This window comes from Dietzia sp. SL131, from assembly GCF_026672565.1.
Lineage (GTDB): Bacteria > Actinomycetota > Actinomycetes > Mycobacteriales > Mycobacteriaceae > Dietzia > Dietzia kunjamensis.
This window is the reverse complement of record NZ_JAPPRI010000003.1, coordinates 149,375-171,089: the sequence shown is the minus strand read 5'-3', so window position 1 is coordinate 171,089 and position 21,715 is coordinate 149,375. Positions and strand designations below refer to the sequence as shown.

Below are 21,715 nucleotides of genomic sequence, written 5' to 3'. Positions count from 1 at the left end.
CGAGACGCCATGTCGAGGGGCGACGGGCCCGGGCGGTTGCGTAGGGGGCGGTCAGGGCACGACGACCGGCGGCACCGTCCGGACCGGGCCGGAGACGTCGGCGATCCACCGCAGCGGACCCCTGGTCGGGTTCCAGTCGGTGAGCAGATCGGCGACCTTGCCGGTCATCTCGCGGCTCAGACGGAGGAACGAGCTCTCGGGCTCGTCGTCGACCTCCCCGAGGATCAGCCACCACGCCCAGGCCACGGCCCCGGCGTTCGCGACGAAGTCCGGCAGCACCGCGATCCCGCGGGCCGTGAGGTCGAGTTCCGCGTCGGCCGTGGTGGCGGCGTTGGCCGCCTCGACCACGATCGGCGCGGTGACCTCGGTGCAGTTGTCCGCGGTGATGGCGTACGAGACGGCGGCAGGCACGAGCACGTCCACGTCCATGCCGAGGATCCGGTCGCGGTCCAGCCGCTGCACCCGGGCGGGGACGGCCGAGCGGTCGATCTCCCCGAAGCGGTCGCGGGTCGCCAGCAGCGCCGGGACGTCGAGTCCCGCCGGGTCGTAGAGGGTGCCGGCGGCGTCGGCCAGTGCGACGACGCGCATGCCGGCCTCGTGGAGGTACCACGCGGCGCCGCCCCCCATCGTGCCCACGCCCTGGACGGCCACCGAGGTGCGCTCGATGTCCCAGCCCCGGACGTACGCCGCCGCGAGGCACGCCTGCGCAACCCCGTAGCCACCGATCACGTCGCCGAGCAGTCCGCCCGGAACCCCGGCGTTCAGTCCGCGGAAGATCCGGTCGGCGGTGGCGGCGGGATCGGCCGACCGCTCGATCGCCGCGTGGTATGACTGCCGCATCCCCAGTCGGGCGAACACCTCGTCGATCAGGTGCTGCGGGACGCCCAGATCCTCGGCGGTGACCCAGTGTCGGTCGAGGAATGGCCGCATGGCCTCGCAGAACCGGCCGAGCACGTCGATGGCGCGGGGGTCCTTGGGGTCGAAGTCGATGCCGCCCTTGGCCCCGCCGATGGGCAGGTCGAACGCCGCCGTCTTGCGGGTCATTCCGCGGGCCAGGTCCTCGACCTCGCGGAGGGTGCACCCGGCGCGCATACGGGTCCCGCCGGTGGCCAGACCGCCGACGAGGGTGTCGACCACGAGGTAACCCCGCGCCCCGGTCTCGTCGTCCTCCCAGTGCAGCCGCAGGTAGGGCTCGCGGCTCGGCCGGGTGGCCCTGTCCGGAGCGGCGGGCACGGTCTGGGGGGCTGACCCGGTATGACCGGTGGTGCCCGGGATCTCGATGGACGTCATGGTGCTCGCCTCCTCGGCGACCTCGTCCGCCGGCGGGTCCGGCGGGGATGTCCCCAGCATGCGAGCATGCGTCCCGGGGGTCCAGCGAGACTTCGTGGACCTGACCGTTCACTTTTCCTGCACGATGCGGCCGCGCGCTCCTACGCTCGGGGAATGGAGCCGTCACTGCACCGGCTACGGCTGCTCGCCGAGTTGGAGCGCCGCAGCACCGTCACCGCGGTCGCGGCCGCGCTGGGGTACACCGTCTCGGCCGTGTCGCAGCAACTCTCGTTGCTCGAGCGGGAGGCGGGGACCCCGCTGTTCGAGAAGCGGGGTCGCGGGCTCGCGCTGACCGAGGCGGGGCTCATACTGGCCGGGCACGCGCGGACGATCCTGTCCGCCGTGGAGGACGCCGGTCACGCCATGGAATCGGCCCGTGCGGGCGTCGGCACGAACCTCACCGCCGGGGTGTGGGCGTCGGTGGCCGTCACGCTGCTGCCCGCCGGGATGCGGATCCTGGCGCGCGACCACCCGGGCATCGTGGTGCGGACCCGGGAGCTCGCCCCGGAGGACACCACCGGCGCGGTCCGGGACGGCTCGCTCGATCTGTCGTTCGTGCTGGACTACTCCAGCTACGTGATGGCGGACGTGACCGACCTGGTGCGGGTGCCCATCGCGAGGGAGTCACTGCACGCGGTCGTCCCCCGCGGCTTCGTGGACTCGACCCGACTGTCGCTGGCCGACCTCTCCGGGGCGCCGTGGGTCGTCGCGCACCCGCGGTCGCACTTCGGTCGCGCGGTGCGGATCGCCTGTCGCGAGGCGGGGTTCGAACCCGACGTGCGGCACGAGGCGGGCGAGCAGTCCACGGCGCTGTCCCTGGTCGCCGCGGGCCTCGGGGTCACCCTGGCCTCCGACCTCGGGCTGAGCACCTTCGGCGCGGACGTGGAGGTGATTCCCCTGACCGACGAGCTCACCAGGACGGTGTCGATCACCTATCGCCGTCGGGACGCCCGGCGGCGACCACTGCAGGCGTTCGTCGAGGCGTTCACCGACGGCGCGCGCGAGGTCGGCCTGGACCCCGCCTGACTCCGGCGCACCGATGCCGGGTCCCGCACCCGCGGGGCCCGGCACCGGTGTCCGGCTCAGGGCCGGCGCGCGAGGAAGTCCGGCCGCGGCGGGGTGCCCGCGAACGGCTCGGTCAACTCGTTCTCCACACTGTTGAACACGATGAACACGTTCGCCCGGGGCAGCGGCGTGATGTTGCCGCCCGAGGCGTGCAGGGCGTTGCAGTCGAACATCGTCATCGATCCCGCCCCGCCCGTGAGCACGTCGAGACCGTGGCGCTCGTACATCTCGGAGATGTGCTCCTCGGACGGGACGCCGATCTTCGGCGACGTAGAGACGAGCGATTCCTTGTAGTAGTTCTCCGGAGTCTCACCCGCGCACTGCACGTAGTACTTGTGCGTGCCCGGCATGATCATCAGGGGCCCGTTGTAGGTCTCGTTGGGTGTGAGCGCCAGGGAGGCGCTGCACGCACGCGGCCGGGGCATACCGTCCTCGGCGTGCCAGGTCTCGAAGTCCGAGTGCCAGTAGAAGGCGCCGCCGGCGAATCCGGGCTTGTAGTTGAGCCGGCTCTGGTGGACGTAGACGTCCGAGCCGAGGATCTGCCGGGCCAGGTCGATCGCGCCGGATCGCTCGACCGCCTCCCACACGACCTCACTCAGGTCGTGGACGTCGAAGATCGAACGGACGGCCTCGCTGCCGGCCTCGCGGATGATCCGGGGGTCGCCGGCCATCTGTGGATCGGATCCGATGCGGTCGATCTCGGCCAGGCAGGCGTCGATCCGCTGCCGGTCGAGTGCGCCCTCACGCTGGATGTAGCCGCGCTCGCCGAACTGGAGGACCTCGGGATCCTCGCTGCGTCCCCACAGGACGGGGTCACGGCGCTCGACGATCTCCGGTCGCCCGCTCACGCGGGACTGGTAGTCATCTACGGCAATGGTCATTACGACTCCTTTCTCTCCTCAGCCTGAAAACCCCGGCTGACTCGGGAAAAGCGAGGGGTGCCACCCCTCGCGGAGCCGACCGTATCCGTCGAGATGACCACGGACAACCGCTCAGCCGCTGACGTATCCTCGACCTTTATCCACAATCGGGCCGGGGGTCCCGCCGCCGACCCACGTGCGCAGGTGGTCGAGGAACTGCCCGGACAGTGTGTCCCGCCACCCCACGACGTCGCCGGACATGTGGGGACTGATGTGCGCGCCGGCGAGGGTCCAGAGCACGTCACCGTCGGGGAGGGGTTCGACGACGAGGACGTCCAGGTGCGCCGATAGCCTGCCCGTCCCGATCTCGCGCGTGAGGGCCTCCTGATCGACCAGCTCTCCGCGACCGACGTTCACCACGTGGGCGCCGTCGGGCAGGGCGGCCAGTTCCGCGGGGCCGAGCAGCCCCCGTGTGGCGTCGGTCAGCGGCGCCACCATGACGAGATGGTCCACGTCGCCGAGATGCTCGGACAGGTGCGCGGAATCCAGGACGCGGCCGAAGTCCTCGTCGTCGTCGCGCGGTCGACGTCCGGCCCCGCTGACGTCGAGCCCGACCGCCCGCAGTAGCCGCGCGGTGGCCCGTCCGATACCGCCGGTGCCCACCACCAGGGCGCGCCGGCCGGCCACCCGGGTGGTCTCGCGGTGGCGCCACTGACCCGCGCGCTGCAGCGCCTCGGTCTCGTGGAGCCGTTTGTCGTGGGCCAGGACGCAGGCCAGGACGTACTCGGCGATCGGCCCGTCGAAGACCCCGCGGGCGTTGGTGACCAGCACGTCGGAGTCGCGCAGCTCGTCGAAGAGGAGCTTGTCCACCCCGGCGGCGGCCACGTGGACCCACCGCAGCGCGTCGGCGGCGTGCCAGGCGGAGGCCAGGGCGTCGGAGAAGATGTCCCACACCAGCAGGATCTCGGCCCCGGGCAGAGCCTGCGCGAGGGTGTCGGCCGTGCACTCGCGCACGTCGGCGAGCTCGCGGATCAGCGCGAGGGTGGTGGGGGGCTCGACGCCGTCCGCGGTGAGGACGACGACGGTCGGCCGGGTGCCCGGGTCGTGGTTGCCCGGAACATGGTGCGGCTGCGTCATGGCCCCACCGTAACGCGCCGACCCTCACGCGAACCAGGATCGTCGGATTGTTGACAATCGACCGTGGCGCGCCACACACTGGCACCCATGACCGCGCACCTGTCGCCCCATCTCAAGCAGGCCACGCCCGTCGTGGTGGACCACGCCCTCGGCTCGTGGATCCACGGCACCGACGGCCGCGACTACCTGGACTTCACGACCGGCATCGGCGTGACCAGCACCGGCCACTGCCACCCCGCCGTGGTCGCCGCGGCACGCGAGCAGTGCGGGAAGATCATCCACGCGCAGTACACGACCGTCATGCACCAGCCGCTGTTGGAGCTCACCGAGAAGCTGGGCGAGCACCTGCCCGAGGGGATCGACTCGGTCTTCTACGCCAACTCCGGATCCGAGGCGGTCGAGGCCGCGGTCCGGCTGGCCCGCATGGCCACCGGCCGGCCCAACATCGTCACCGTCCAGGGCGGCTTCCACGGCCGCACCGTCGCCGCCGCCAGCCTCACCACCGCGGGCACCCGCTTCTCCGCCGGGTTCTCCCCGCTCATGGGTGGAGTCGTGATGACCCCGTTCCCGCACGCCCTGCGCCACGGGTGGACGGAGGACGACGCGATCGACTTCGCGCTGGCCGAGCTCGACTACCTCATGGCCACCCGGGTCGACGCCCGCGAGATCGCGGCCTTCCTCATCGAACCCGTGCTGGGCGACGGCGGGTACATGGCCACTCCCCCGCGCTACCTGGAGGGACTGCGCGAGCGCGCCGACCGGACCGGCGCGCTGCTGATCCTCGACGAGGTCCAGGCCGGCATCGGGCGCACCGGCCGGTTCTGGGGTCACCAGCACACCGACGGGCTCGTGCCGGACATCATCATCACCGCCAAGGGCATCGCCTCGGGCTTCCCCATCTCCGCGATCGCCGCACCCTCCGCCCTCATGGCCAAGGCCTGGCCGGGGTCGCAGGGCGGCACCTACGGCGGCAACGCGGTCGCCGCGGCGGCCGGGGTCGCCACCCTCGGCGTGGTCGAGCGCGAAGGCCTGGTGGACAACGCCGCCGCCCGCGGAACCCAGCTTCTCGACGGGCTCCGGCGTACCCTCGGCGACGTGGGCGAGATCTGCGACATCCGCGGGACCGGGCTCATGCTGGGCGTCGAGTTCGGCGACGCAGGCGCGCCCGCCGGCAGCTCCGGTGCGCTCGAGGCCGCCCGCCTGGCCGCGGCGGTGCAGCAGGCGTGCATCGACGAGGACCTGCTCACCCTGACCTGCGGCCCGACCGGTTCGGTCGTGCGCCTCATCCCCGCGCTGGTGGTGACCGCCGACGAGGTGGACGCCGGTGTCGAGCGCTTCACCCGCGCCGTGCACCGGGTGTGCGACGGGGCGGCGTGACCTCCCACGTCGCACCGGACGCCCCCGGGCGGGCGCTCGTCGGCGCGCTCGTGGACGCGGGTCTGGCGCCCGAGTCGGACCCCCGCCGGATCGCCGAGTACTCCTACGACGCCTCGAACTACCGGGTCGTGCCCGCCGCCGTGCTGTTCCCGCGGTCGGAGAGCGAGGTCGCCACCGCCCTGGCCGTGTGTCACCGGCTCGGGGTTCCCGCGACCGCCCGTGGCGGCGGCACGTCGATGGCCGGGAACGCGATCGGCACCGGCCTGGTCCTGGACCTGTCCCGGCACATGAACCGGGTCCTTGAGGTGGACGAGGCGGCGGGGACCGTCACCGCCGAGGCCGGCACCGTGCTCACGGCCCTGCGCGAGGCCGTCCACGCCGCCACGGGCGACCGCCTGACCTTCGCCCCGGACCCCTCGAGCCAGTCCCGCGCCTGCCTGGGCGGCGCGATCGGCAACGACGCGTGCGGCAACCACTCCGTGCGCCACGGCCGGACCGCCGACCACGTCGAGGCGCTGCGGATCGTCACCGCCGACGGACTGCGCCTCACCGCCACCCGCACCGGCGTCGAGGCCACCGATCCGGCCGACGCGCCCGCCGCCGCCCGCGCCGAGCACCTCACCACACGGTTGCAGGACCTGACCGCCGACCACCTGGCCGCCATCCGCACCGAACTCGGCCGCCTCCCCCGCCAGGTGTCCGGCTACCACCTGCGTCACCTGCTGCCCGAGGAGGGCTTCGACGTGGCGCGGTCCCTCGTGGGCTCCGAGGGCACGTGCGCGATCGTCACCGCCGCGACCGTGCGGGCCGTCCCCCGTTCCGCGCGCACCGGGCTGGCGGTCGTGGGGTACGCCGACGTGGTGGACGCTGCGCGGGACGTGCCAGCCATCCTGCGACACCGCCCCACAGCCGTAGAGGGCATCGACGAGGTGATCGTCGCGACGATGCGGGAGCGGCGCGGCGCGGACTCGGTCGCCGAGCTGCCGCGCGGCCACGCGTGGCTGTTCGTGGAACTCGATGACGACGGGAGTGACGACGACGGGGGCGACGACGGGGGTGACGACGACGAGGCCGGCGCCGGCGGTCGTGGGCTCGACGCCCGGGTGGCCGAACTGGCCGACGAGCTGACGCGGGACGGCCACGCTCTCGAGGTCCTCGTCGTGACCGATCCCGTGGCCCGCGCGGACCTGTGGCGGGTGCGCGAGGACGGCGCGGGGTTGAGCTCGAGGCTGACCGATCCGGCGACGGGCGCGACCATCGAGTCCTGGCCCGGCTGGGAGGACTCCGCCGTCGCCCCCGAGCGGCTCGCCGACTACCTCGCCGACTTCCGGGATCTCCTGGCCGGGCACGAGCTCACGGGCGTCATGTACGGGCACTTCGGGGCGGGCTGTATGCACATCCGCATCAGCTTCGACCTGCGCTCGGAGGCGGGCCGGGCCGTCATGCGCGCGTTCTGCACCGACGCCGCCCACCTCGTGGTGCGGCACGGCGGGTCGCTGTCCGGGGAGCACGGCGACGGCCGCGCCCGCTCCGAGCTGCTGCCGGTGATGTACTCGCCCGAGATGCTGGACGCCTTCGCCCGCTTCGCCGGACTCTGGGACCCGGCGGGGATCCTCGCCCCGGGCGGCCTGACCGCCACCCGGCCCCTCGACGCCGATCTGGCCCTGGCCGGGGTGGGCCGACGCGACCTGGGCCTGCTCACCTCGCCGGACGGCGCCCACCCGGTCCAGGCCTGCATCGGCGTGGGCCGCTGTCGCACCACCTCCGGCGGTGTGATGTGCCCGTCCTTCCGGGCCACCGGGGACGAGAAGGACTCCACCCGCGGTCGGGCCCGCGTCCTGCAGGAGGTGGTCCGCGGCACCCTGCCGATCGACGACCCGGCCGTCGAGGAGTCGCTCGAACTGTGCCTCGCGTGCAAGGCGTGCTCCTCGGACTGTCCCACCGGCGTCGACATGGCCACCTTCAAGTCCGAGGCCCTGCACCGTCGCTACACGCGTCGAGTGCGACCGACGGCCCACTACTCCCTGGGCCTGCTCCCGCTGTGGCTCCGCGGGACCGTCCGCGCGGCCGGGCCGATCAACGCCCTGCTGGGAACCCGCGCCGGCCGCGCCGCGGCGCGGATCGGGGGCCTGAGCACCGAGCGCACCCTGCCCCGCTTCGCGTCCGCCCGGCAGCTGCGCGGCGAGCTCGCCCGGGTCCCGGAGAGCGTCTGGACCGTCCGCGAACCGGCACCGGGGCGCACCTCCGCGGAGGTCGTGCTGTTCCTCGACTCGTTCACCCGCGGACTGCGCCCCGCGGTTGCCGGCGCCGCCGCCCGCGTGCTGGGTGGCACGCACACCTCCGTCGCCTGCACAGCCGACCAGTGCTGCGGGTTGACCCACGTCACCACCGGCCGACTCGACGCCGCACGCCGCACCATGACCTCGACCGCGCGCCGCCTCGACGCGATCCGCGGGCCGGGCGGGGAGGAGGTCCCCGTCGTCGTCGTCGAACCCTCCTGCGCCGCCACCCTGCGCGAGGACCTCCCACGCCTGCTGGCCGACACCCCCCACGCGGACGCCGCGCGCCGCGTTGCCGCCCGTGTCCGCTCCTCCGCCGACCACCTCGGCCGACTCGCCGCCGAGGGCCGCGCCCCCGCGTGGCCCGGCGGCGCGCCCCCGGACCGCGTCACCGTCCAGACCCACTGTCACGAGTACGCGACCTTCGGCAACCGCGTCCAACGCGCCACGCTCACCGCCCTCGGCGTGGGCTCGGTCCGCGAGGCGACCGGCTGCTGCGGCGTCGCCGGCGACTTCGGCTTCACCGCCGGCCACGAGACCGTCACCGCGGCCGTCGCCGAACTAGCCCTCGCCCCCGCCCTGCGCGCCGACACCGACGCCCCCGTCCTCACCGACGGGTTCTCGTGCGCCACCCAGGTCGACCACCTCGGCGCCGGCGACCCCACCACGGGACCAGGCCGCACCGGCCGTCACCTGTTCGAACTGCTCGACCCCGACCCCCGTCCCGACCCCAGCCCCGCACCCACCAGGAGGCCCACATGACCCGCTCCGCAGCCGACATCATCAGTGCCCTCGGGACCGGCATCCACGTCGACGGGGCCTGGCACGACGCCGCCTCCAGCGCGACGTTCGACGTGGTCAACCCCGCGACCGGTGAAGCGATCGCGACCATCGCCGACGGTGGGGCCGGTGATGCCGCCGCCGCGATCGAGGCCGCCGGTCGCGCCCAGCCGTCGTGGGCGGCGGTCCCCGCCCGCGAGCGGGCCGAGATCCTGCGCCGGGCCTACGAGCTGATCGTCGAGCGCGCCGACGAGCTGGCGCTGCTCATGACCACAGAGATGGGCAAGCCACTGGCCGAGGCGAAGGGCGAGGTGACCTACGGCGCCGAGTTCTTCCGCTGGTTCTCCGAAGAAGCCTGCCGCATCCGCGGCGACGCCCGCCGTTCCCCCGACGGCAAGACCCGGCTCATGGTCACCCACGAGCCCGTGGGACCGTGCATCCTCATCACCCCGTGGAACTTCCCCCTGGCCATGGCCACCCGCAAGATCGGACCCGCCATCGCCGCCGGCTGCACCATGGTCTTCAAGCCCGCCAACCTCACGCCACTGACCTCGCTGTACGTGGTGGACCTCCTGCGCGAGGCGGGGCTGCCCGACGGCGTCCTCAACGTGGTGTGCACGACCGACGCCGGCGGCGTGGTGGAGCCGTGGATCGACTCCGGCATCGCCCGCAAGCTGTCCTTCACCGGATCCACGCCCGTCGGCCGCACGCTCCTCGAGCAGTGCGCGCGCGGGGTGCTGCGCACCTCCATGGAGCTCGGCGGCAACGCGCCGTTCGTGGTCTGCGAGGACGCGGACATGGACACCGCCGTCGCCGCGGCGATGGCCGCCAAGATGCGCAACATGGGCGAGGCCTGCACGTCCGCCAACCGGATCCTCGTGCACCGCTCGGTACTGGACGAGTTCGGTCGGCGCCTGACCGAGAAGATGTCCGCCCTGACCGTGGGCGACGGCACGACCGACGGCACCGACGTGGGCCCGCTGGTCGAGGAGAAGGCCGTCACCAAGGTCGTGGACCTGGTCGACGACGCCGTAGAGCGCGGGGCCGAGGTGCTGACCGGCGGCTCGCGCCTCGAGGGGCCCGGCTACTTCTACCCGCCCACCGTTCTCACCGGTGTCACTCCGGACGCCGAACTGATGTCGACCGAGATCTTCGGCCCCGTCGCCGCCCTCGTGCCGTTCGACACCGACGACGAGGCCGTGACACTGGCCAACGACACCGAGTTCGGCCTGGTCTCGTACGTGATGACCGAGAACCTCGACCGCGCCATGACCATGTCCGAGCGGCTCCAGGCCGGCATGGTCGGCATCAACGTCGGCGTGGTGTCCAACCCGGCCGCCCCGTTCGGCGGCATCAAGCAGTCCGGGCTGGGGCGCGAGGGCGGGCTCAGCGGGATCGAAGAGTTCGTCGAGACCAAGTTGGTCGCGATCCCCGTGCGCTGAGCCGACCCGAACCGAGCCGCCCCGCTGGCTCCCCTAGCCGGTGCGCACGCGGCCGGCCCGGCGGTGACGCTCGGCCTCGGTCATCCCGCCCCAGACGCCGTACAGCTCACGCTGGGCCATCGCGTGCTGGCGGCACGCGTCGATGACGGGACACTGCCCGCAGAGCTTCTTGGCGGCGGCCTCCTTGCGGCGCCGCGTCGACTTGGCCTCGTCCTCCGAGTTGTAGAAGAGGTCCGGGATCTCGCGGCACATCCCGGAGTCGGCCCACGCCCACCGATCGTCGAGTCTGGTCATCGCTGTCTGCATCATGGTTCCCCTCGCCGTCCGGTCCAGCTTCCGATGTCCCCGGGGGATTCGGCACACCCCCAGGGGTGGGATGGGTCACAACTGCTAATGTCCCTTTATGAAGGTCCGGGTCTCGGTGGTCAACGACTACTCGCTGGTCGTCGCCGGTGTGGAGGCCCTGCTGGGTCCGTACGCCGACCGGGTGCACGTGGTGCCGACCCATCACGCGACCGACGTCGCCACGCCGGTCGACGTCGCCCTGTTCGACACCTTCGGCTCCGGCCCCGGGTGGCAGCAGCGGTGCGCCGAACTCGCCCGTGACCCGCAGATCGGCGCGGTGGCGGTCTACTCGTTCATCACCGATCCGAAGGCCGTCGACGAGGCGCTGGCGGCCGGGGCCCGGGGTTTTCTCGCCAAGTCCCTGATCGGGGACGAGCTGGTCAGCGGGATCGAACGCATCGCGGCCGGTGAGCGCGTCACGGTGATCGACCGGGAGGACTCCGGGCCGGCCGCGCCGTGGCCCACTGGCGGTGTGGGCCTGACCCCCCGGGAGGCGGAGATGTTGGCGCTCATCACCCAGGGTCGGTCGAACGAGGAGATCACCGCGGCCTGCTACCTGTCGATCAACACCGTGAAGTCCTACATCCGGGACGCCTACCGCAAGATCGGGGTGACGACCCGGCCGCAGGCCGTGGCGTGGGCACTGCGGAACGGCCTCGGGTCGAGCCACTGAGCTCCGTGCCCTGACCGCCGTCCCCCGAGCTACGCGCCCTCGCTGACCCTGGCCAGCCCGTCCCGCATGTGGTCGACGAGCAACGTCCGGGCCCGGAGTCGGTCGCCCGAGCGCACCGCGTCCGCGATCGCGCGGTGCTCCGTGAGCCTGGACGCGGCGTCGGTATAGGTGCTGCGCATCGCGTGGAGGCACATACTCGTCTCCACCACCACGGTCTCGTGCACCCGCGACAACCGCGGGCTCCGCGCGGCCTCCACCAGCGCGTGGTGGAAGTCCAGATCCGCCGCCACCATGGCCGCGGACCGGGGTTCGTCGGCCAGCGCTGCCATGGCGTCGACGGCCGCGTCGAGGGCGTCGGCAGTGGCCTCCCCCAGACCCAGATCGAGCACCCGCTCCAGAGCACCGGTCTCGATGGTCGTCCGCAGCAGGTACATGTCCTCGACGGCGTCGGGTGTCAGGTCGGCGACGAACAGTCCGCGATTGCGGTGCGAGACGAGCAACCCCTCCTGGGTGAGGCGCTGCATCGCCTCGCGCAGCGGGCCGCGACTCACACCGAGTGAGCGTGCGAGAGCGGCCTCGCCCAGTTGTGTCCCGGGGGCCAGCGAGCCGTCCGCGACGCCCCTCCGCAGAGCGCGCGCGATGAGGGACGGCGTCGACTCCTGGACGACGGGTTCCAGTCCCGCGGTCGAGTCGATCACGGCCGACCGTCCCCCGGACGCCCCGCCGCGTGGACCCGCGGGGTGGGCACGACCTGACCGAGCGCGGCCTCGAGTGCGGCACCGACCCGGATCACCAGTCGGTCCTCGAACCGCGCCCCCACCACCTGCAACCCCACGGGAAGGCCCGCGTCGGTCGTCCCGCAGGGGACGCTCAGCGCCGGCTGCTGGGTCATGTTGAACGGATAGGTGTACGGCGTCCACGATGTCCAGTCGGGACTGTGCCAGCCCGGCGGCACGTCCGATCCCGCAGCGAAGGCGGCGATCGGCGTGGTGGGCGTGATGAGGATGTCGTGGGCCCGGTGGAAGTCTGCCATCCGCGCGCCCAGGGCCATCCGCACCGCCACGGCGTCGAGATAGTCGGCGGCGGAGTAGTCGTGGTACCGCCCCAGCGCCTCGCGCATCGACGGGTCGACGTGGTCGACGGCGCCCGGCCCGTGGGGTGCGAGGACCGCGGCGAGACCGGCGAACCACAGGACGTGGAACGCGTCGACCGGGTCGGTGATCCCGGGGTCGACCGTCTCGACCCGCGCTCCCAGCGATTCCAGTACGGCGACCGCGCGTCCGACCTCCCGCTCGACCTCCGGGTCGGTGGTGCCGAAACCGAGGTCGGGACTGTACGCGACGCGCAGTCCCTCGAGTGGGCGGTCCCCGCGTGAGCCGTCGACGGCCGCGGCGAGGTACCCGCCCGGACCGGGGGTCGTCGCGCGCGCCGGCACCGCCGACCAGTCGCGGGGGTCCGGACGCAGCAGGGTGTCCATGAACGCCGCCGTGTCGGCGACCGTGCGGGTCATCGGCCCGGCGTGCGCGAGCGTGCCGAACGGGCTGGACGGGAACATGGGGATCACGCCGTAGGTGGGCTTGAGCGCGACGATCCCGCAGAACGCGGCGGGGATGCGCACCGACCCGCCGCCGTCGGTGCCCAGTGCGAGCTGGCCGAGCCCGGCGGCGACCGCGGCCGCCGCCCCGCCGCTGGATCCGCCCGGGGTGAGGCCCGGGTCGTGCGGATTACGGGTGATCCCGGTGAGCGTGTTGTCCGTGACCCCCTTCCACGCGAACTCCGGGGTGGTGGTCTTGCCGATCACCACGCACCCGGCCTCACCGACCGCCGAGGTGACGGGGGCGTCGTCGGGCCACGAGGCGGGATCGGACGCACCGGGCTTGTCGGCCAGGAGCCGGGAACCCCGGAGCGTCGGGACGCCGCGGGTGTAGAAGATGTCCTTGATCGTGGTGGGGACGCCGTCCAGCGGGCTCAGCGGTTCACCACGGTGGTACCGCTCCTCGGACGACCGCGCGGCCGTCAGCGTCGCGTCACGATCGACGTGACAGAAGGCGTTGATCTCGCCGTCGACCCGATCGATCGCGGTGAGCACCTCCTCGGCGGCATCGACCGGGGAGAGTTCGCCCCGGCGGTAGCCGTCGGCCAGTTCGAGGGCCGTGTGCGACAGGGTCATCGGCGCGCCTTCCATGGAACCGTCTGATTGTCGACAATCCTACAGGCGGCCGGGTCACGGTCAAGCGTCACGCCACACGGGGCGGGTCACCGTTCGAGGACGGCCTTGAGGAACGTGCGTGTCCGGTCCTGCTTGGGATCGGTGAAGATAGCCTCGGGGGTGCCCTCCTCCACGATCTTGCCCTGATCGAACACCAGCACGCGGTCGGCCACGTCGCGGGCGAACCCCATCTCGTGGGTCACGATGAGCATCGTGATGTCGGTGGACTCGGCGATCATCCGCAGCACCCCGAGCACGTCGGCGACCAGCTCGGGATCGAGAGCTGAGGTGACCTCGTCGAGGAGCAGGATATCGGGATCCATCGCCAGCGCCCGGGCGATGGCGACCCGCTGCTGCTGCCCGCCCGACAGCGTGGTCGGGTGGGCGTTCTCCTTGTCCGCGAGACCGACCGTGTCGAGGAGCTCACGTGCCCGCTCCACCGCCTCCCCCTTGGACCGCCCCAGGACGTGGATCTGCGCCTCGGTGATGTTCTCGAGCACCGTCATGTTGGGGAACAGGTTGAACTGCTGGAACACCATCCCGATCTTCGAGCGGACGGCGCGCAGGTGCTTCTGGGAGGCCTTGACCAGCTTGTCGCCCTTGAACTGGTGGGTCAGGGGTTCGCCCTCCACCCAGATCACGCCGTCGTTCGCCTCCTCGAGGGTCATCAGCAGGCGCAGGATCGTCGTCTTGCCCGACCCGCTGGGGCCGATCAGCGCGACCCGCTCGCCCCGCTGCACGGTGAAGTCGAGGTGGTCCAGGACCACGTGGTCGCCGAACTGCTTGACCACCTTCTCGAACACCACCATCGGCGACTCGCCGCCTGTCGGCGTGCTCGGCCGCGTCGGCGTGCTGGGGTCAGTAGACAAGGGACTTCTCCAGTCTCCGGATGAGGATCGAGGTCGGGTAGCTCGCGAGCAGGAAGATCACCCCGGCGAGGGTGATGGGCTCGAGGTACTGGAAGTTGCGGGCGCCGTACTGCTGCGCGGCGGTCACCATCTCCACCACCGTGATCGCGAACAGGAACGGGGTGTCCTTGAACAGGGAGATCGCGTAGTTGCCGAGCGCCGGGACCGTGTTGCGGATCGCCTGGGGCAGGACGACGGCGCGCCACGTGCGCCCCGCGGGGAGTGACAGCGCCCGGGCGGCCTCCCACTGCCCGGTCGGGACCGCGTCGATGCCCGCGCGGTACACCTCCGCCATGTAGGTCGCGTAGTGCACGCCGATCACGGCGATGCCGATCTGCAGCGCGGTGAACTGCGGCAGCAGGAAGTACGCGAACAACAGTTGGACGACGAGAGGGGTCAGGCGGATGAACTCGGTGACCAGGCGCAGGGGCACGGTGATCACGGCGGGCGCGGCGCGACGCACCATCGCGACGACCAGTCCCAGCACCGCGGCGATGAGGAAGCCGACGACGGTGGCCAGCAGGGTGATCCGGAACCCCTCCAGCAGGATCGGGATGCTCTCGATGGCGCGTTCCCAGCTCCAGTCGACGCTCATCGGCCCACCCCCACTGCCTCGTTGACCCGTTCGGGTCGCAGGCTGAGCACCTCACGGAGCGACGGCCCCGCCCCCAGGCGGGACTTCGCCCGGACCTCGAGGAGATTCATGAACAGGGTGAGGACGTACGCGATGACGAAGTAGAGGATCAGCCCGACGCCGAAGGCGAACACCGTGTCGCCGGTCACGCGGCGCAGCTCCCCGATGTGGAAGGTCAGGTCCTGCAGCAGGATGAAGCTGGCCAGCGCGCTCCCCTTGAGGAGCTGGACCAGGAGGTTGTTCAGCGGCGGGATCATCTGCACCCACGCCTGCGGGAAGACGACCTTGGACATGCGATGCCAGGGCGAGAAGTTCAGGGCGACCGCGGCCTCCTTCTGCGGGGTCGGGACGGCGGCCAGCGAGCCACGGACCACCTCGGCGGCGTACGCGCCGTAGTTGAGTCCCAGCGCCAGGATTCCGCAGAAGAGCGGATCGAGTTCGTAACCGAGCAGCGGCAGCACGAAGAACAGCCAGAACAGCTGCACCAGCAACGAGGTGCCCCGGAAGAACTCGACGATCGTCCTCGACACCCCGCGGATCACCATGAGGCGGGACCCGGCCGCCACGCCGAGGACCAGCGCCATGGCGAAGCCCAGCGCCGCACCGCCCAGTGTCAGATAGATGGTGGTGACGATGCCTTCCTGGAAGCGGGGCCACGCCTCCAGGAAGGCCTCGATGTTACTTTCCACGGTCGTTCGTCACCGGACTCCGTGCACCGTCACTCGCCGGCGCAGAGGTCGGCGGTCGTCAGCGAGGGGTCGGGGAGCTCCCCCTCGGTGAACCCGAACTCACCCACGATGGAGAGGTACTTCTCCGGATCGGAGGTGATCTTGGCCAGTTCCTCGTTGTAGGCGTCGAGGAGCTCCTGGTCGTCGGTGCGGAACACGGTACCGCCCGCGCCGACCTGCGGCTCACCGTTGATCTCCGCGACGAACGACTCGGTCACCTCGACGGGGGCGTCGGGGTTGTTGTTCTTCATCCAGTTCAGCGAGATGCCGGTCAGGGCGAAGACGTCGGCGCGCCCGGAGGTGACCGCGTCCATCCCGTCCTGGGGGGTCGCGACCTGCATGCTCTCGATACCCAGCTCGGAGGCGTAGTCGGACTCGATCGCCCCCGTCATCGTCGCGAGCCGCGCACCGCTCTCGGCGACGGACTGCATGTCCGTGAGGTTCATCGGGTTGCCCTCCTCGACCATGAGGGCGGTGGTGTAGTTGAACTCGGGCTCGCTGAACGCGGCCTGCTCGCAGCGCTCCGGGAGGATCGACATGCCCGCGCTGACCACGTCGAAGCGGTTGGCCTGGAGACCGGGGATGAGGGCACCGAAGTCCGCGTTCACGCCCTCGACGGTGTCGATGCCCAGATTCCCGAAGATCTCGCGGTGGAGGGCCACCGTGGCGCCGGTCAGCTCGCCGTTCTCCTCGAAGGAGTAGGGCGCCTCACCGGCGAAGCCGACCGTCACGCTGCCGCGGTCCTGCAGAGTCTCCAGCAGGCTCGAGTCGTCGTCGGAATTGGTTGATGTACAGCCCGTGAGCCCCAGGCCGACCACCGCGGCGGCGGCGATCACGCTCATCGGACGACGGCGTACGGATGTCCTCAACACTGATGGTGCCATGGTCTTCTCACCTTCCGGTCGCGGTCGGACACTGGGCGCACCCGGTGCCCGATCCTCTGCGCTCACCGGTACGTCCTTCCGACGCCCGACTTCAGCCTTTGAGTCTCCTTAACGTAACACGCGTCATATGACGCGCCGGGCGCTTTCGCGGTGCCCGGGTCCGGGCGGCGCGCTTATCCTGACGTCCATGACCACCGCCGAGACCCTGGACGAGGCGCTGCGCCGCGCCGCCGACGCCCCCACCCTCGTGGTGGCGTGCGACTACGACGGCACGCTCGCCCCGTTCGTCGACGACCCCACGAAGGCCGTGCCCGCCCCCGGTGCCGCGGACGCCCTGGCGAGACTGGCGGGGCTGCCCCGGACCACCGTCGCCCTGCTGTCCGGCCGTAACCGCGCGGCACTGGCGGAGGTGAGCGGCGCCGACGCCCCGGTGGTCCTGGTGGGCAGCCACGGGTCGGAGTGGGAGGGTGGTTTCGACTCCCCCCTCGACGACGACGAGGTGGCGCTGCTGTCCCGGGTGCGGTCCGCCCTCGAGGAGATCGTCTCCCGCACCCCCGGGGCGCACGTCGAGACCAAGCCGACGGCCGCCGTCCTGCACGTCCGCCCGGTGGCCGATCCCGCGGAGCGGGAACGTGCGCAGGCCGAGGCGATGGCCGGGCCGGCCGCACTCGACGGGGTGTTCGTCACCGAGGGCAAGAACGTCGTGGAGATCGCCGTGCGGGAGGCGAGCAAGGGCGCGGCCATCGAGACGATGGTCGAGCAGACCGGAGCGGAGGTGGCGCTGTTCATCGGCGACGACGTCACCGATGAGCGCGGCTTCGCGCGCCTGCGACCGCAGGACGTCGGCGTCAAGGTCGGCGAGGGCGAGACGGCGGCCGCGCACCGCGTCGCGGACATCCCCGCCGTCGTGGAGCTGCTCGACACTCTCGCCGATCTGCGGGGCTGACACCCCCGGATGTGCACGCTCGCCGCGTCGCGGATCTACACTTAACGACAACGGTTCCCATTACTACGAGAGTGGTCCACGCGATGTCGTCCTCCTCACCCGCCCGCACCTCCCCCGCCCGCACGCCCCGCGCGCTGGCCCTCGCCGCGGCCGCCCTCCTGGGCGGGGGCGTGCTCACCGCCTGCGGCACCGACGGTGACGCCGGCGCGGGCGACGACGGGCCCACCGTGGTCGCCTCGACGACCGTCTACGCGGACATCGCCGAGCAGGTCGCCGGCGGCAACGCCTCGGTGGAGTCGGTGATCTCCGACCCGGCCGCCGACCCGCACTCCTACGAGGCCAGCCCTGCGGATGCCGCCGCGGTCGCGGGCGCCGACCTGGTCGTCTACAACGGTGCCGGTTACGACGCGTTCGTGGACATGGCCCTGGACAACGCCGGGGACGTCCCCGTCGTGCGGGGGGTCGACGAGTTCGAGCGGGTCACCGGTGCCTCGGTGGACGGGCACGACCACGCGGAGGAGGACCACGCGGACGGCGACCACCATGCCGACGGCGACCACTCGCACGAGGCGGCCGAGAACGAACACGTGTGGTTCAGCCTGCCCACCGCCGCCGCCGTGGCCGAGCGGGTCGCCGAGGAACTCGCCGCGATCGACTCCGGCAACGCCGAGCAGTACCGCGACAACGCCCGCGCCTTCGCCGACGCCCTGACCCCGCTCGAGGCGCGGCTCGACGAGATCCACGACCGCGGCCACTTCCCCTACGCCCAGACCGAGCGGGTCGGCGCGCACTTGTTCGAGGCCGCGCATCTGACCGACCTGACGCCGCGCGGGTTCCTCGCCTCCGTCGAGGACGACACCGACCCGTCCGCCGCAGACCTCGCCGCCATGCTGGACCTGCTGGCCGAGCGACGGGTCGCGTTCCTGGCCTTCAACACCCAGACCGAGACCTCCGTGACCGCCCGCGTCCGCGACGCGGCCGAGGACGCCGACCTCGCCGTCGTCGACCTCACCGAGACCCTCCCCGAGGGCGCCGACTACATCGGCTGGATGACGGGGATCGTCGACGGCGTCTCCGGCGCACTGGCCGACGCGACCCCGGTGGGCGACGGTGGCCACTGAACCGGCGGGGGGTCACGTCCGCGGCGCCCCCGGTCCCGGCCCGATCGTCTCGCTGCGGGGCGTGACGGTCTCCCGCGGCGGCCGCACCCTCATCCGCGACCTCGACCTGGAGATCGCCCCCGGCGAGTTCGTCGCCGTGCTCGGACCCAACGGTGCCGGCAAGTCCACCCTGCTCAAGGTGCTGCTCGGCGAACACCGGCCCGACTCCGGCACCGTCCTCGTCGACGGCCGCGCCCCCGGCGACCGCGGCACCCACCTCGGGTACGTGCCACAACAGCGCGCCTTCGACCCCGGCATCACCCTGCGCGGACGCGACCTCGTGTCCCTGGGCATCGACGGCACGCGCTGGGGCCCCGGCTGGCCGTCACGTCGCGCCGGGAAACGCGACATCGTCGACGACGCCCTCGAGAGGCTCGAGGCCGGAAACCTCGCCGACAAGCCCCTGGGCCGGATGTCCGGCGGCGAGCAACAACGCGTGCGGGTCGCCCAGGCCATCGCGTGCGACCCGTGCGTCATGCTCTGTGACGAACCGCTGCTCAGCCTCGACCTCACCGGTCAACGCACCGTCGCCTCCGTACTCGACCACCGACGCCGCGAGCACGACACCGCGGTCGTGTTCGTCACCCACGAGATCAACCCGGTGCTGCCGATGGTCGACCGGATCGTCTACCTGGTCGACGGGCGGCACCGCATCGGCACCCCGGACGAGGTCTTCACCACCGAGGTCATGTCCGAGCTGTACTCCTCCCCCGTCGAGGTCCTGCGCGTGCGCGGACAGATCGTCGTGGTGGGCGACACCCAGCACCTCGTCGCCGAACCCTGGTCGAGCGGGCACCACCACCACGATGACGACGCCGCAGGCGGCCACGACCACGTACATGGAGCGCACTGATGGACCGACTGCTCGAGATCCTCGGGTCCATCGCCGACACCGAGACCACCGCGTACCTGCTGGAGCAGGACTTCGTGCTCTTCGGCCTCGCCGCGATCGCGCTGCTCGGCCTGCTCTCCGGTGCGATCGGGCCGTTCATCGTGATGCGGCAGATGTCGTTCTCCGTGCACGGCGCCAGCGAGCTCGCCCTCACCGGCGCCGCCGCCGCGCTGTTGTTCGGGCTCAACCTGGGCCTCGGTGCGATCGTGGGGTCGGTGATCGCCGCCCTCATGTTCGGCCTCATGGGCTCGCGTGCCTCCCAGCGCGACAGTTCCATCGGCGTCGTGCTGGCGTTCGGACTCGGCCTGGCCGTGTTGTTCATCCATCTCTACCCCGGCCGCTCGGGGACGAGCTTCTCCCTGCTCACCGGGCAGATCGTGGGAGTATCCGAGCACGGGCTGGTGCAGATGGCGGTGGTCGCGGCCATCATCGTGGGCGCGCTGATCGTGCTGTACCGGCCACTGGTGTTCTCCTCCGCCGACCCCGAGGTCGCCGAGGCGCGGGGCGTCCCGGTGCGGGCCATCAACATGGTCTTCGCCGTGCTCGTGGGACTGGCCGCCGCGCAGGCCGTGCAGGTCGTCGGCGCACTGTTGGTCCTGTCCCTGCTCATCACGCCCGCCGCCGCCGCAGCCGCCGTCACCTCCAGCCCGCTGCGGGCGATCGGGCTGACGATCCTGTTCGCCGAGATCGCGGCCGTCGGGGGGATGCTGCTCTCCCTCGCGCCGGGCGTGCCGGTCTCGGTGTTCGTCACCACGATCTCGTTCGTCATCTACCTCGCGTGCCGCGGTGTCGCGGCGGTGCGGCGATGACCGGGGGTGCCGGGCCGGACGGTGCTGAGCCGGACGGTGCTGAGCCGGACGGTGCTGGGGCGGACGGTGCCGGGGCGGACGGTGCTGCCGTAGCGCCCGACGATGCCACCGAACTCGAGGCCATTCGCGCCGCCTACCCCACCCTGACCTGGGACTCCGCCGAGCGGATCGACGAGGGCTGGGACCACGTCGTGATGATCTGCCGCGGGTGCTCCGGGGCGGATGCGCACGGCCACCGCGACCTGGTGTTCCGGTTCCCCGCCGACGACCAGGCCCTCGCGCAGCTGCCGACCGAGATCGCGGTCCTCGACCACCTGGCGGGACGCGTCGACGCCGCCCTCCCCCACTACTCCCACGTACCCGCGCACGGCCGCTTCGCCGGGTACCCGCTGGTGCGCGGGCAACGCCTCACCCCGGAGCTGTTCGACAGCCTGCCCGCCACCGAGAGGACGACACTCGCCGCCCAACTCGGCGCGCTGCTGGCCGCGCTGCACATCCAGGACACCTCGGCGCCCCCGATCGACCGGGTGCCCCACTCCTACCAGCCGGAGAACCTAGACTTCGTCCGCGGGATCGTGGACAACAACCTGCCGGCGGTGTTCACCGACGCCGAGATGGCCACGGCCCGGGAGATCTGCGACGAGGTCGGGGCGCTGCAGTCCACCCTGCTACCGCGGGTGCTGCTGCACAACGACGTCTACGTCCGACACCTGTACTGGGACCGCGGGCAGGCGGCCGGGCAAGCGGCCGGCGGGCTCGGCGAGGCCGGTGGGGTCAGTGGGCCCGGCAGGCTCGGCGGACCCGGCAGGCTCGGCCTCATCGACTTCACCGACATGTGCCTGGGCGACCCGGCCGTCGACTTCGCCGAGCTGTACGAATACGGCCCGCGCTTCGTCGAGGACGTGCTGGCCCACTACACCGGGCGGGCCGACGAGACCTTCCTCGACCGGGCGTGGACCTACCAGCGGTTCGCCGCGCTCTACATGATCGCCGGCCACCTGTACTACGGGGTGGAGTCCTGGGAGCACGCCCGGTCGGCGTTCGACCGGTGCCGCTCCCCGCGCCGGCCGCGGGCCTGACACCCTCCGCGGGACGGTCCCTGCGCCCGACCTGCGCCCGCATCTACAGCCGCTCCCGCGCCTGGCGTCTCGCTCACGCGCCTGCTCGGCCAGCCCACAGCCGCTCGTCGGCATGGCGTCTCGCGCGCGCATCGGGGCAGGCCAGACGCCATGCCGGCGAGCGAACGTTCAGGCGCGTG

20 protein-coding genes are annotated in these 21,715 nt (G+C 72.1%); 10 read left to right on the top strand and 10 right to left on the bottom strand.

The genetic code is table 11. The annotated features are described in order from the left end of the window. Positions 1–51: 51 nt before the first annotated feature. Positions 52–1,290 carry a Glu/Leu/Phe/Val dehydrogenase dimerization domain-containing protein gene (locus OVA21_RS01460; RefSeq protein WP_268093094.1) on the bottom strand — a complete coding sequence of 413 codons (1,239 nt, stop codon included), beginning with the start codon at positions 1,288–1,290 and terminating at the stop codon, positions 52–54. A gap of 153 nt (positions 1,291–1,443) precedes the next feature. Here OVA21_RS01460 and OVA21_RS01455 point away from each other — a divergent pair, with 153 nt between their 5' ends. Then, the gene (locus OVA21_RS01455) at positions 1,444–2,355 is read left to right on the top strand and encodes a LysR family transcriptional regulator (RefSeq protein WP_067711690.1); all 912 of its coding nucleotides are present in this window, start codon (positions 1,444–1,446) and stop codon (positions 2,353–2,355) included. 56 nt (positions 2,356–2,411) lie between these two features. Here the strand turns inward: OVA21_RS01455 and thpD are convergent, their stop codons facing one another. Together thpD and OVA21_RS01445 are read right to left on the bottom strand one after the other, a co-directional pair. Continuing rightward, positions 2,412–3,275, bottom strand: a complete 864-nt coding sequence (thpD, locus tag OVA21_RS01450) for an ectoine hydroxylase (protein WP_096906082.1) — start codon at positions 3,273–3,275, stop codon at positions 2,412–2,414. 111 nt (positions 3,276–3,386) lie between these two features. After that, positions 3,387–4,391, bottom strand: coding sequence for a D-2-hydroxyacid dehydrogenase (locus OVA21_RS01445; RefSeq protein ID WP_268091623.1), 1,005 nt, complete (start codon positions 4,389–4,391; stop codon positions 3,387–3,389). 87 nt (positions 4,392–4,478) lie between these two features. On the opposite strand from OVA21_RS01445, the gene OVA21_RS01440 reads away from it, so the two are divergent. Genes OVA21_RS01440 through OVA21_RS01430 form a run of 3 tightly spaced genes read left to right on the top strand, consistent with a single transcriptional unit; the run spans position 4,479 to position 10,269 of the window. Continuing rightward, the gene (locus OVA21_RS01440; RefSeq protein WP_096906084.1) at positions 4,479–5,768 is read left to right on the top strand and encodes an aspartate aminotransferase family protein; all 1,290 of its coding nucleotides are present in this window, start codon (positions 4,479–4,481) and stop codon (positions 5,766–5,768) included. Further along, positions 5,765–8,809 carry an FAD-binding and (Fe-S)-binding domain-containing protein gene (locus OVA21_RS01435; protein ID WP_268091622.1) on the top strand — a complete coding sequence of 1,015 codons (3,045 nt, stop codon included), beginning with the start codon at positions 5,765–5,767 and terminating at the stop codon, positions 8,807–8,809. The genes OVA21_RS01440 and OVA21_RS01435 overlap by 4 nt, the downstream gene beginning before the upstream one ends. Continuing rightward, the gene (locus OVA21_RS01430; protein ID WP_268091621.1) at positions 8,806–10,269 is read left to right on the top strand and encodes an NAD-dependent succinate-semialdehyde dehydrogenase; all 1,464 of its coding nucleotides are present in this window, start codon (positions 8,806–8,808) and stop codon (positions 10,267–10,269) included. The genes OVA21_RS01435 and OVA21_RS01430 overlap by 4 nt, the downstream gene beginning before the upstream one ends. A gap of 33 nt (positions 10,270–10,302) precedes the next feature. Here OVA21_RS01430 and OVA21_RS01425 read toward each other — a convergent pair whose 3' ends face one another. Further along, positions 10,303–10,575 carry a WhiB family transcriptional regulator gene (locus OVA21_RS01425; protein ID WP_167507195.1) on the bottom strand — a complete coding sequence of 91 codons (273 nt, stop codon included), beginning with the start codon at positions 10,573–10,575 and terminating at the stop codon, positions 10,303–10,305. 97 nt (positions 10,576–10,672) lie between these two features. Here OVA21_RS01425 and OVA21_RS01420 point away from each other — a divergent pair, with 97 nt between their 5' ends. After that, positions 10,673–11,287, top strand: a complete 615-nt coding sequence (locus OVA21_RS01420; protein WP_096906087.1) for a helix-turn-helix transcriptional regulator — start codon at positions 10,673–10,675, stop codon at positions 11,285–11,287. Between the two features lie 29 nt (positions 11,288–11,316). Here the strand turns inward: OVA21_RS01420 and OVA21_RS01415 are convergent, their stop codons facing one another. From OVA21_RS01415 to ehuB, 6 genes are all read right to left on the bottom strand, one after another. Further along, on the bottom strand, positions 11,317–11,985 hold the full coding sequence (locus tag OVA21_RS01415; protein ID WP_268091620.1) for a GntR family transcriptional regulator: 669 nt from the start codon (positions 11,983–11,985) through the stop codon (positions 11,317–11,319). Beyond that, on the bottom strand, positions 11,982–13,457 hold the full coding sequence (locus tag OVA21_RS01410; RefSeq protein WP_268091619.1) for an amidase: 1,476 nt from the start codon (positions 13,455–13,457) through the stop codon (positions 11,982–11,984). The genes OVA21_RS01415 and OVA21_RS01410 overlap by 4 nt, the downstream gene beginning before the upstream one ends. Positions 13,458–13,543: 86 nt before the next feature. After that, positions 13,544–14,305, bottom strand: coding sequence for an ectoine/hydroxyectoine ABC transporter ATP-binding protein EhuA (ehuA, locus tag OVA21_RS01405; RefSeq protein ID WP_096906089.1), 762 nt, complete (start codon positions 14,303–14,305; stop codon positions 13,544–13,546). A 49-nt stretch (positions 14,306–14,354) separates the two neighbouring features. Then, entirely contained in the window at positions 14,355–14,999 is a 645-nt protein-coding gene (gene ehuD / locus OVA21_RS01400; protein ID WP_069388849.1) for an ectoine/hydroxyectoine ABC transporter permease subunit EhuD, read from the bottom strand. Further along, the gene (gene ehuC / locus OVA21_RS01395) at positions 14,996–15,727 is read right to left on the bottom strand and encodes an ectoine/hydroxyectoine ABC transporter permease subunit EhuC (protein WP_067711660.1); all 732 of its coding nucleotides are present in this window, start codon (positions 15,725–15,727) and stop codon (positions 14,996–14,998) included. Before ehuC ends, ehuD begins: the two co-directional genes overlap by 4 nt. A 29-nt stretch (positions 15,728–15,756) precedes the next feature. After that, complete coding sequence (gene ehuB, locus OVA21_RS01390; RefSeq protein ID WP_216824123.1) at positions 15,757–16,608, bottom strand: ectoine/hydroxyectoine ABC transporter substrate-binding protein EhuB; 852 nt, start codon at positions 16,606–16,608, stop codon at positions 15,757–15,759. A gap of 229 nt (positions 16,609–16,837) precedes the next feature. Here ehuB and otsB point away from each other — a divergent pair, with 229 nt between their 5' ends. The 5 genes from otsB to OVA21_RS01365 all read left to right on the top strand — a co-directional run bounded on the left by otsB (position 16,838) and on the right by OVA21_RS01365 (position 21,536). After that, the gene (otsB, locus tag OVA21_RS01385; RefSeq protein WP_096906091.1) at positions 16,838–17,596 is read left to right on the top strand and encodes a trehalose-phosphatase; all 759 of its coding nucleotides are present in this window, start codon (positions 16,838–16,840) and stop codon (positions 17,594–17,596) included. Positions 17,597–17,679: 83 nt separating this feature from the next. Next, the gene (locus OVA21_RS01380; RefSeq protein WP_268091618.1) at positions 17,680–18,717 is read left to right on the top strand and encodes a metal ABC transporter solute-binding protein, Zn/Mn family; all 1,038 of its coding nucleotides are present in this window, start codon (positions 17,680–17,682) and stop codon (positions 18,715–18,717) included. Beyond that, the gene (locus tag OVA21_RS01375) at positions 18,707–19,609 is read left to right on the top strand and encodes a metal ABC transporter ATP-binding protein (RefSeq protein ID WP_442778914.1); all 903 of its coding nucleotides are present in this window, start codon (positions 18,707–18,709) and stop codon (positions 19,607–19,609) included. Before OVA21_RS01380 ends, OVA21_RS01375 begins: the two co-directional genes overlap by 11 nt. Beyond that, positions 19,609–20,457 carry a metal ABC transporter permease gene (locus OVA21_RS01370; RefSeq protein ID WP_120284652.1) on the top strand — a complete coding sequence of 283 codons (849 nt, stop codon included), beginning with the start codon at positions 19,609–19,611 and terminating at the stop codon, positions 20,455–20,457. Before OVA21_RS01375 ends, OVA21_RS01370 begins: the two co-directional genes overlap by 1 nt. Continuing rightward, complete coding sequence (locus OVA21_RS01365; protein WP_268091617.1) at positions 20,454–21,536, top strand: phosphotransferase; 1,083 nt, start codon at positions 20,454–20,456, stop codon at positions 21,534–21,536. The genes OVA21_RS01370 and OVA21_RS01365 overlap by 4 nt, the downstream gene beginning before the upstream one ends. Positions 21,537–21,715: the final 179 nt, after the last annotated feature.

Coding starts and splice junctions, on each gene's coding strand:
- OVA21_RS01460 (WP_268093094.1), bottom strand. CDS start 1,290: ATGACGTCCATCGAGATCCCGGGCACCACCGGTCATACCGGGTCAGCC.
- OVA21_RS01455 (WP_067711690.1), top strand. CDS start 1,444: ATGGAGCCGTCACTGCACCGGCTACGGCTGCTCGCCGAGTTGGAGCGC.
- thpD (WP_096906082.1), bottom strand. CDS start 3,275: ATGACCATTGCCGTAGATGACTACCAGTCCCGCGTGAGCGGGCGACCG.
- OVA21_RS01445 (WP_268091623.1), bottom strand. CDS start 4,391: ATGACGCAGCCGCACCATGTTCCGGGCAACCACGACCCGGGCACCCGG.
- OVA21_RS01440 (WP_096906084.1), top strand. CDS start 4,479: ATGACCGCGCACCTGTCGCCCCATCTCAAGCAGGCCACGCCCGTCGTG.
- OVA21_RS01430 (WP_268091621.1), top strand. CDS start 8,806: ATGACCCGCTCCGCAGCCGACATCATCAGTGCCCTCGGGACCGGCATC.
- OVA21_RS01425 (WP_167507195.1), bottom strand. CDS start 10,575: ATGCAGACAGCGATGACCAGACTCGACGATCGGTGGGCGTGGGCCGAC.
- OVA21_RS01420 (WP_096906087.1), top strand. CDS start 10,673: ATGAAGGTCCGGGTCTCGGTGGTCAACGACTACTCGCTGGTCGTCGCC.
- OVA21_RS01410 (WP_268091619.1), bottom strand. CDS start 13,457: ATGACCCTGTCGCACACGGCCCTCGAACTGGCCGACGGCTACCGCCGG.
- ehuA (WP_096906089.1), bottom strand. CDS start 14,305: ATGGTGGTGTTCGAGAAGGTGGTCAAGCAGTTCGGCGACCACGTGGTC.
- ehuD (WP_069388849.1), bottom strand. CDS start 14,999: ATGAGCGTCGACTGGAGCTGGGAACGCGCCATCGAGAGCATCCCGATC.
- ehuB (WP_216824123.1), bottom strand. CDS start 16,608: ATGAGCGTGATCGCCGCCGCCGCGGTGGTCGGCCTGGGGCTCACGGGC.
- otsB (WP_096906091.1), top strand. CDS start 16,838: ATGACCACCGCCGAGACCCTGGACGAGGCGCTGCGCCGCGCCGCCGAC.
- OVA21_RS01380 (WP_268091618.1), top strand. CDS start 17,680: ATGTCGTCCTCCTCACCCGCCCGCACCTCCCCCGCCCGCACGCCCCGC.
- OVA21_RS01370 (WP_120284652.1), top strand. CDS start 19,609: ATGGACCGACTGCTCGAGATCCTCGGGTCCATCGCCGACACCGAGACC.
- OVA21_RS01365 (WP_268091617.1), top strand. CDS start 20,454: ATGACCGGGGGTGCCGGGCCGGACGGTGCTGAGCCGGACGGTGCTGAG.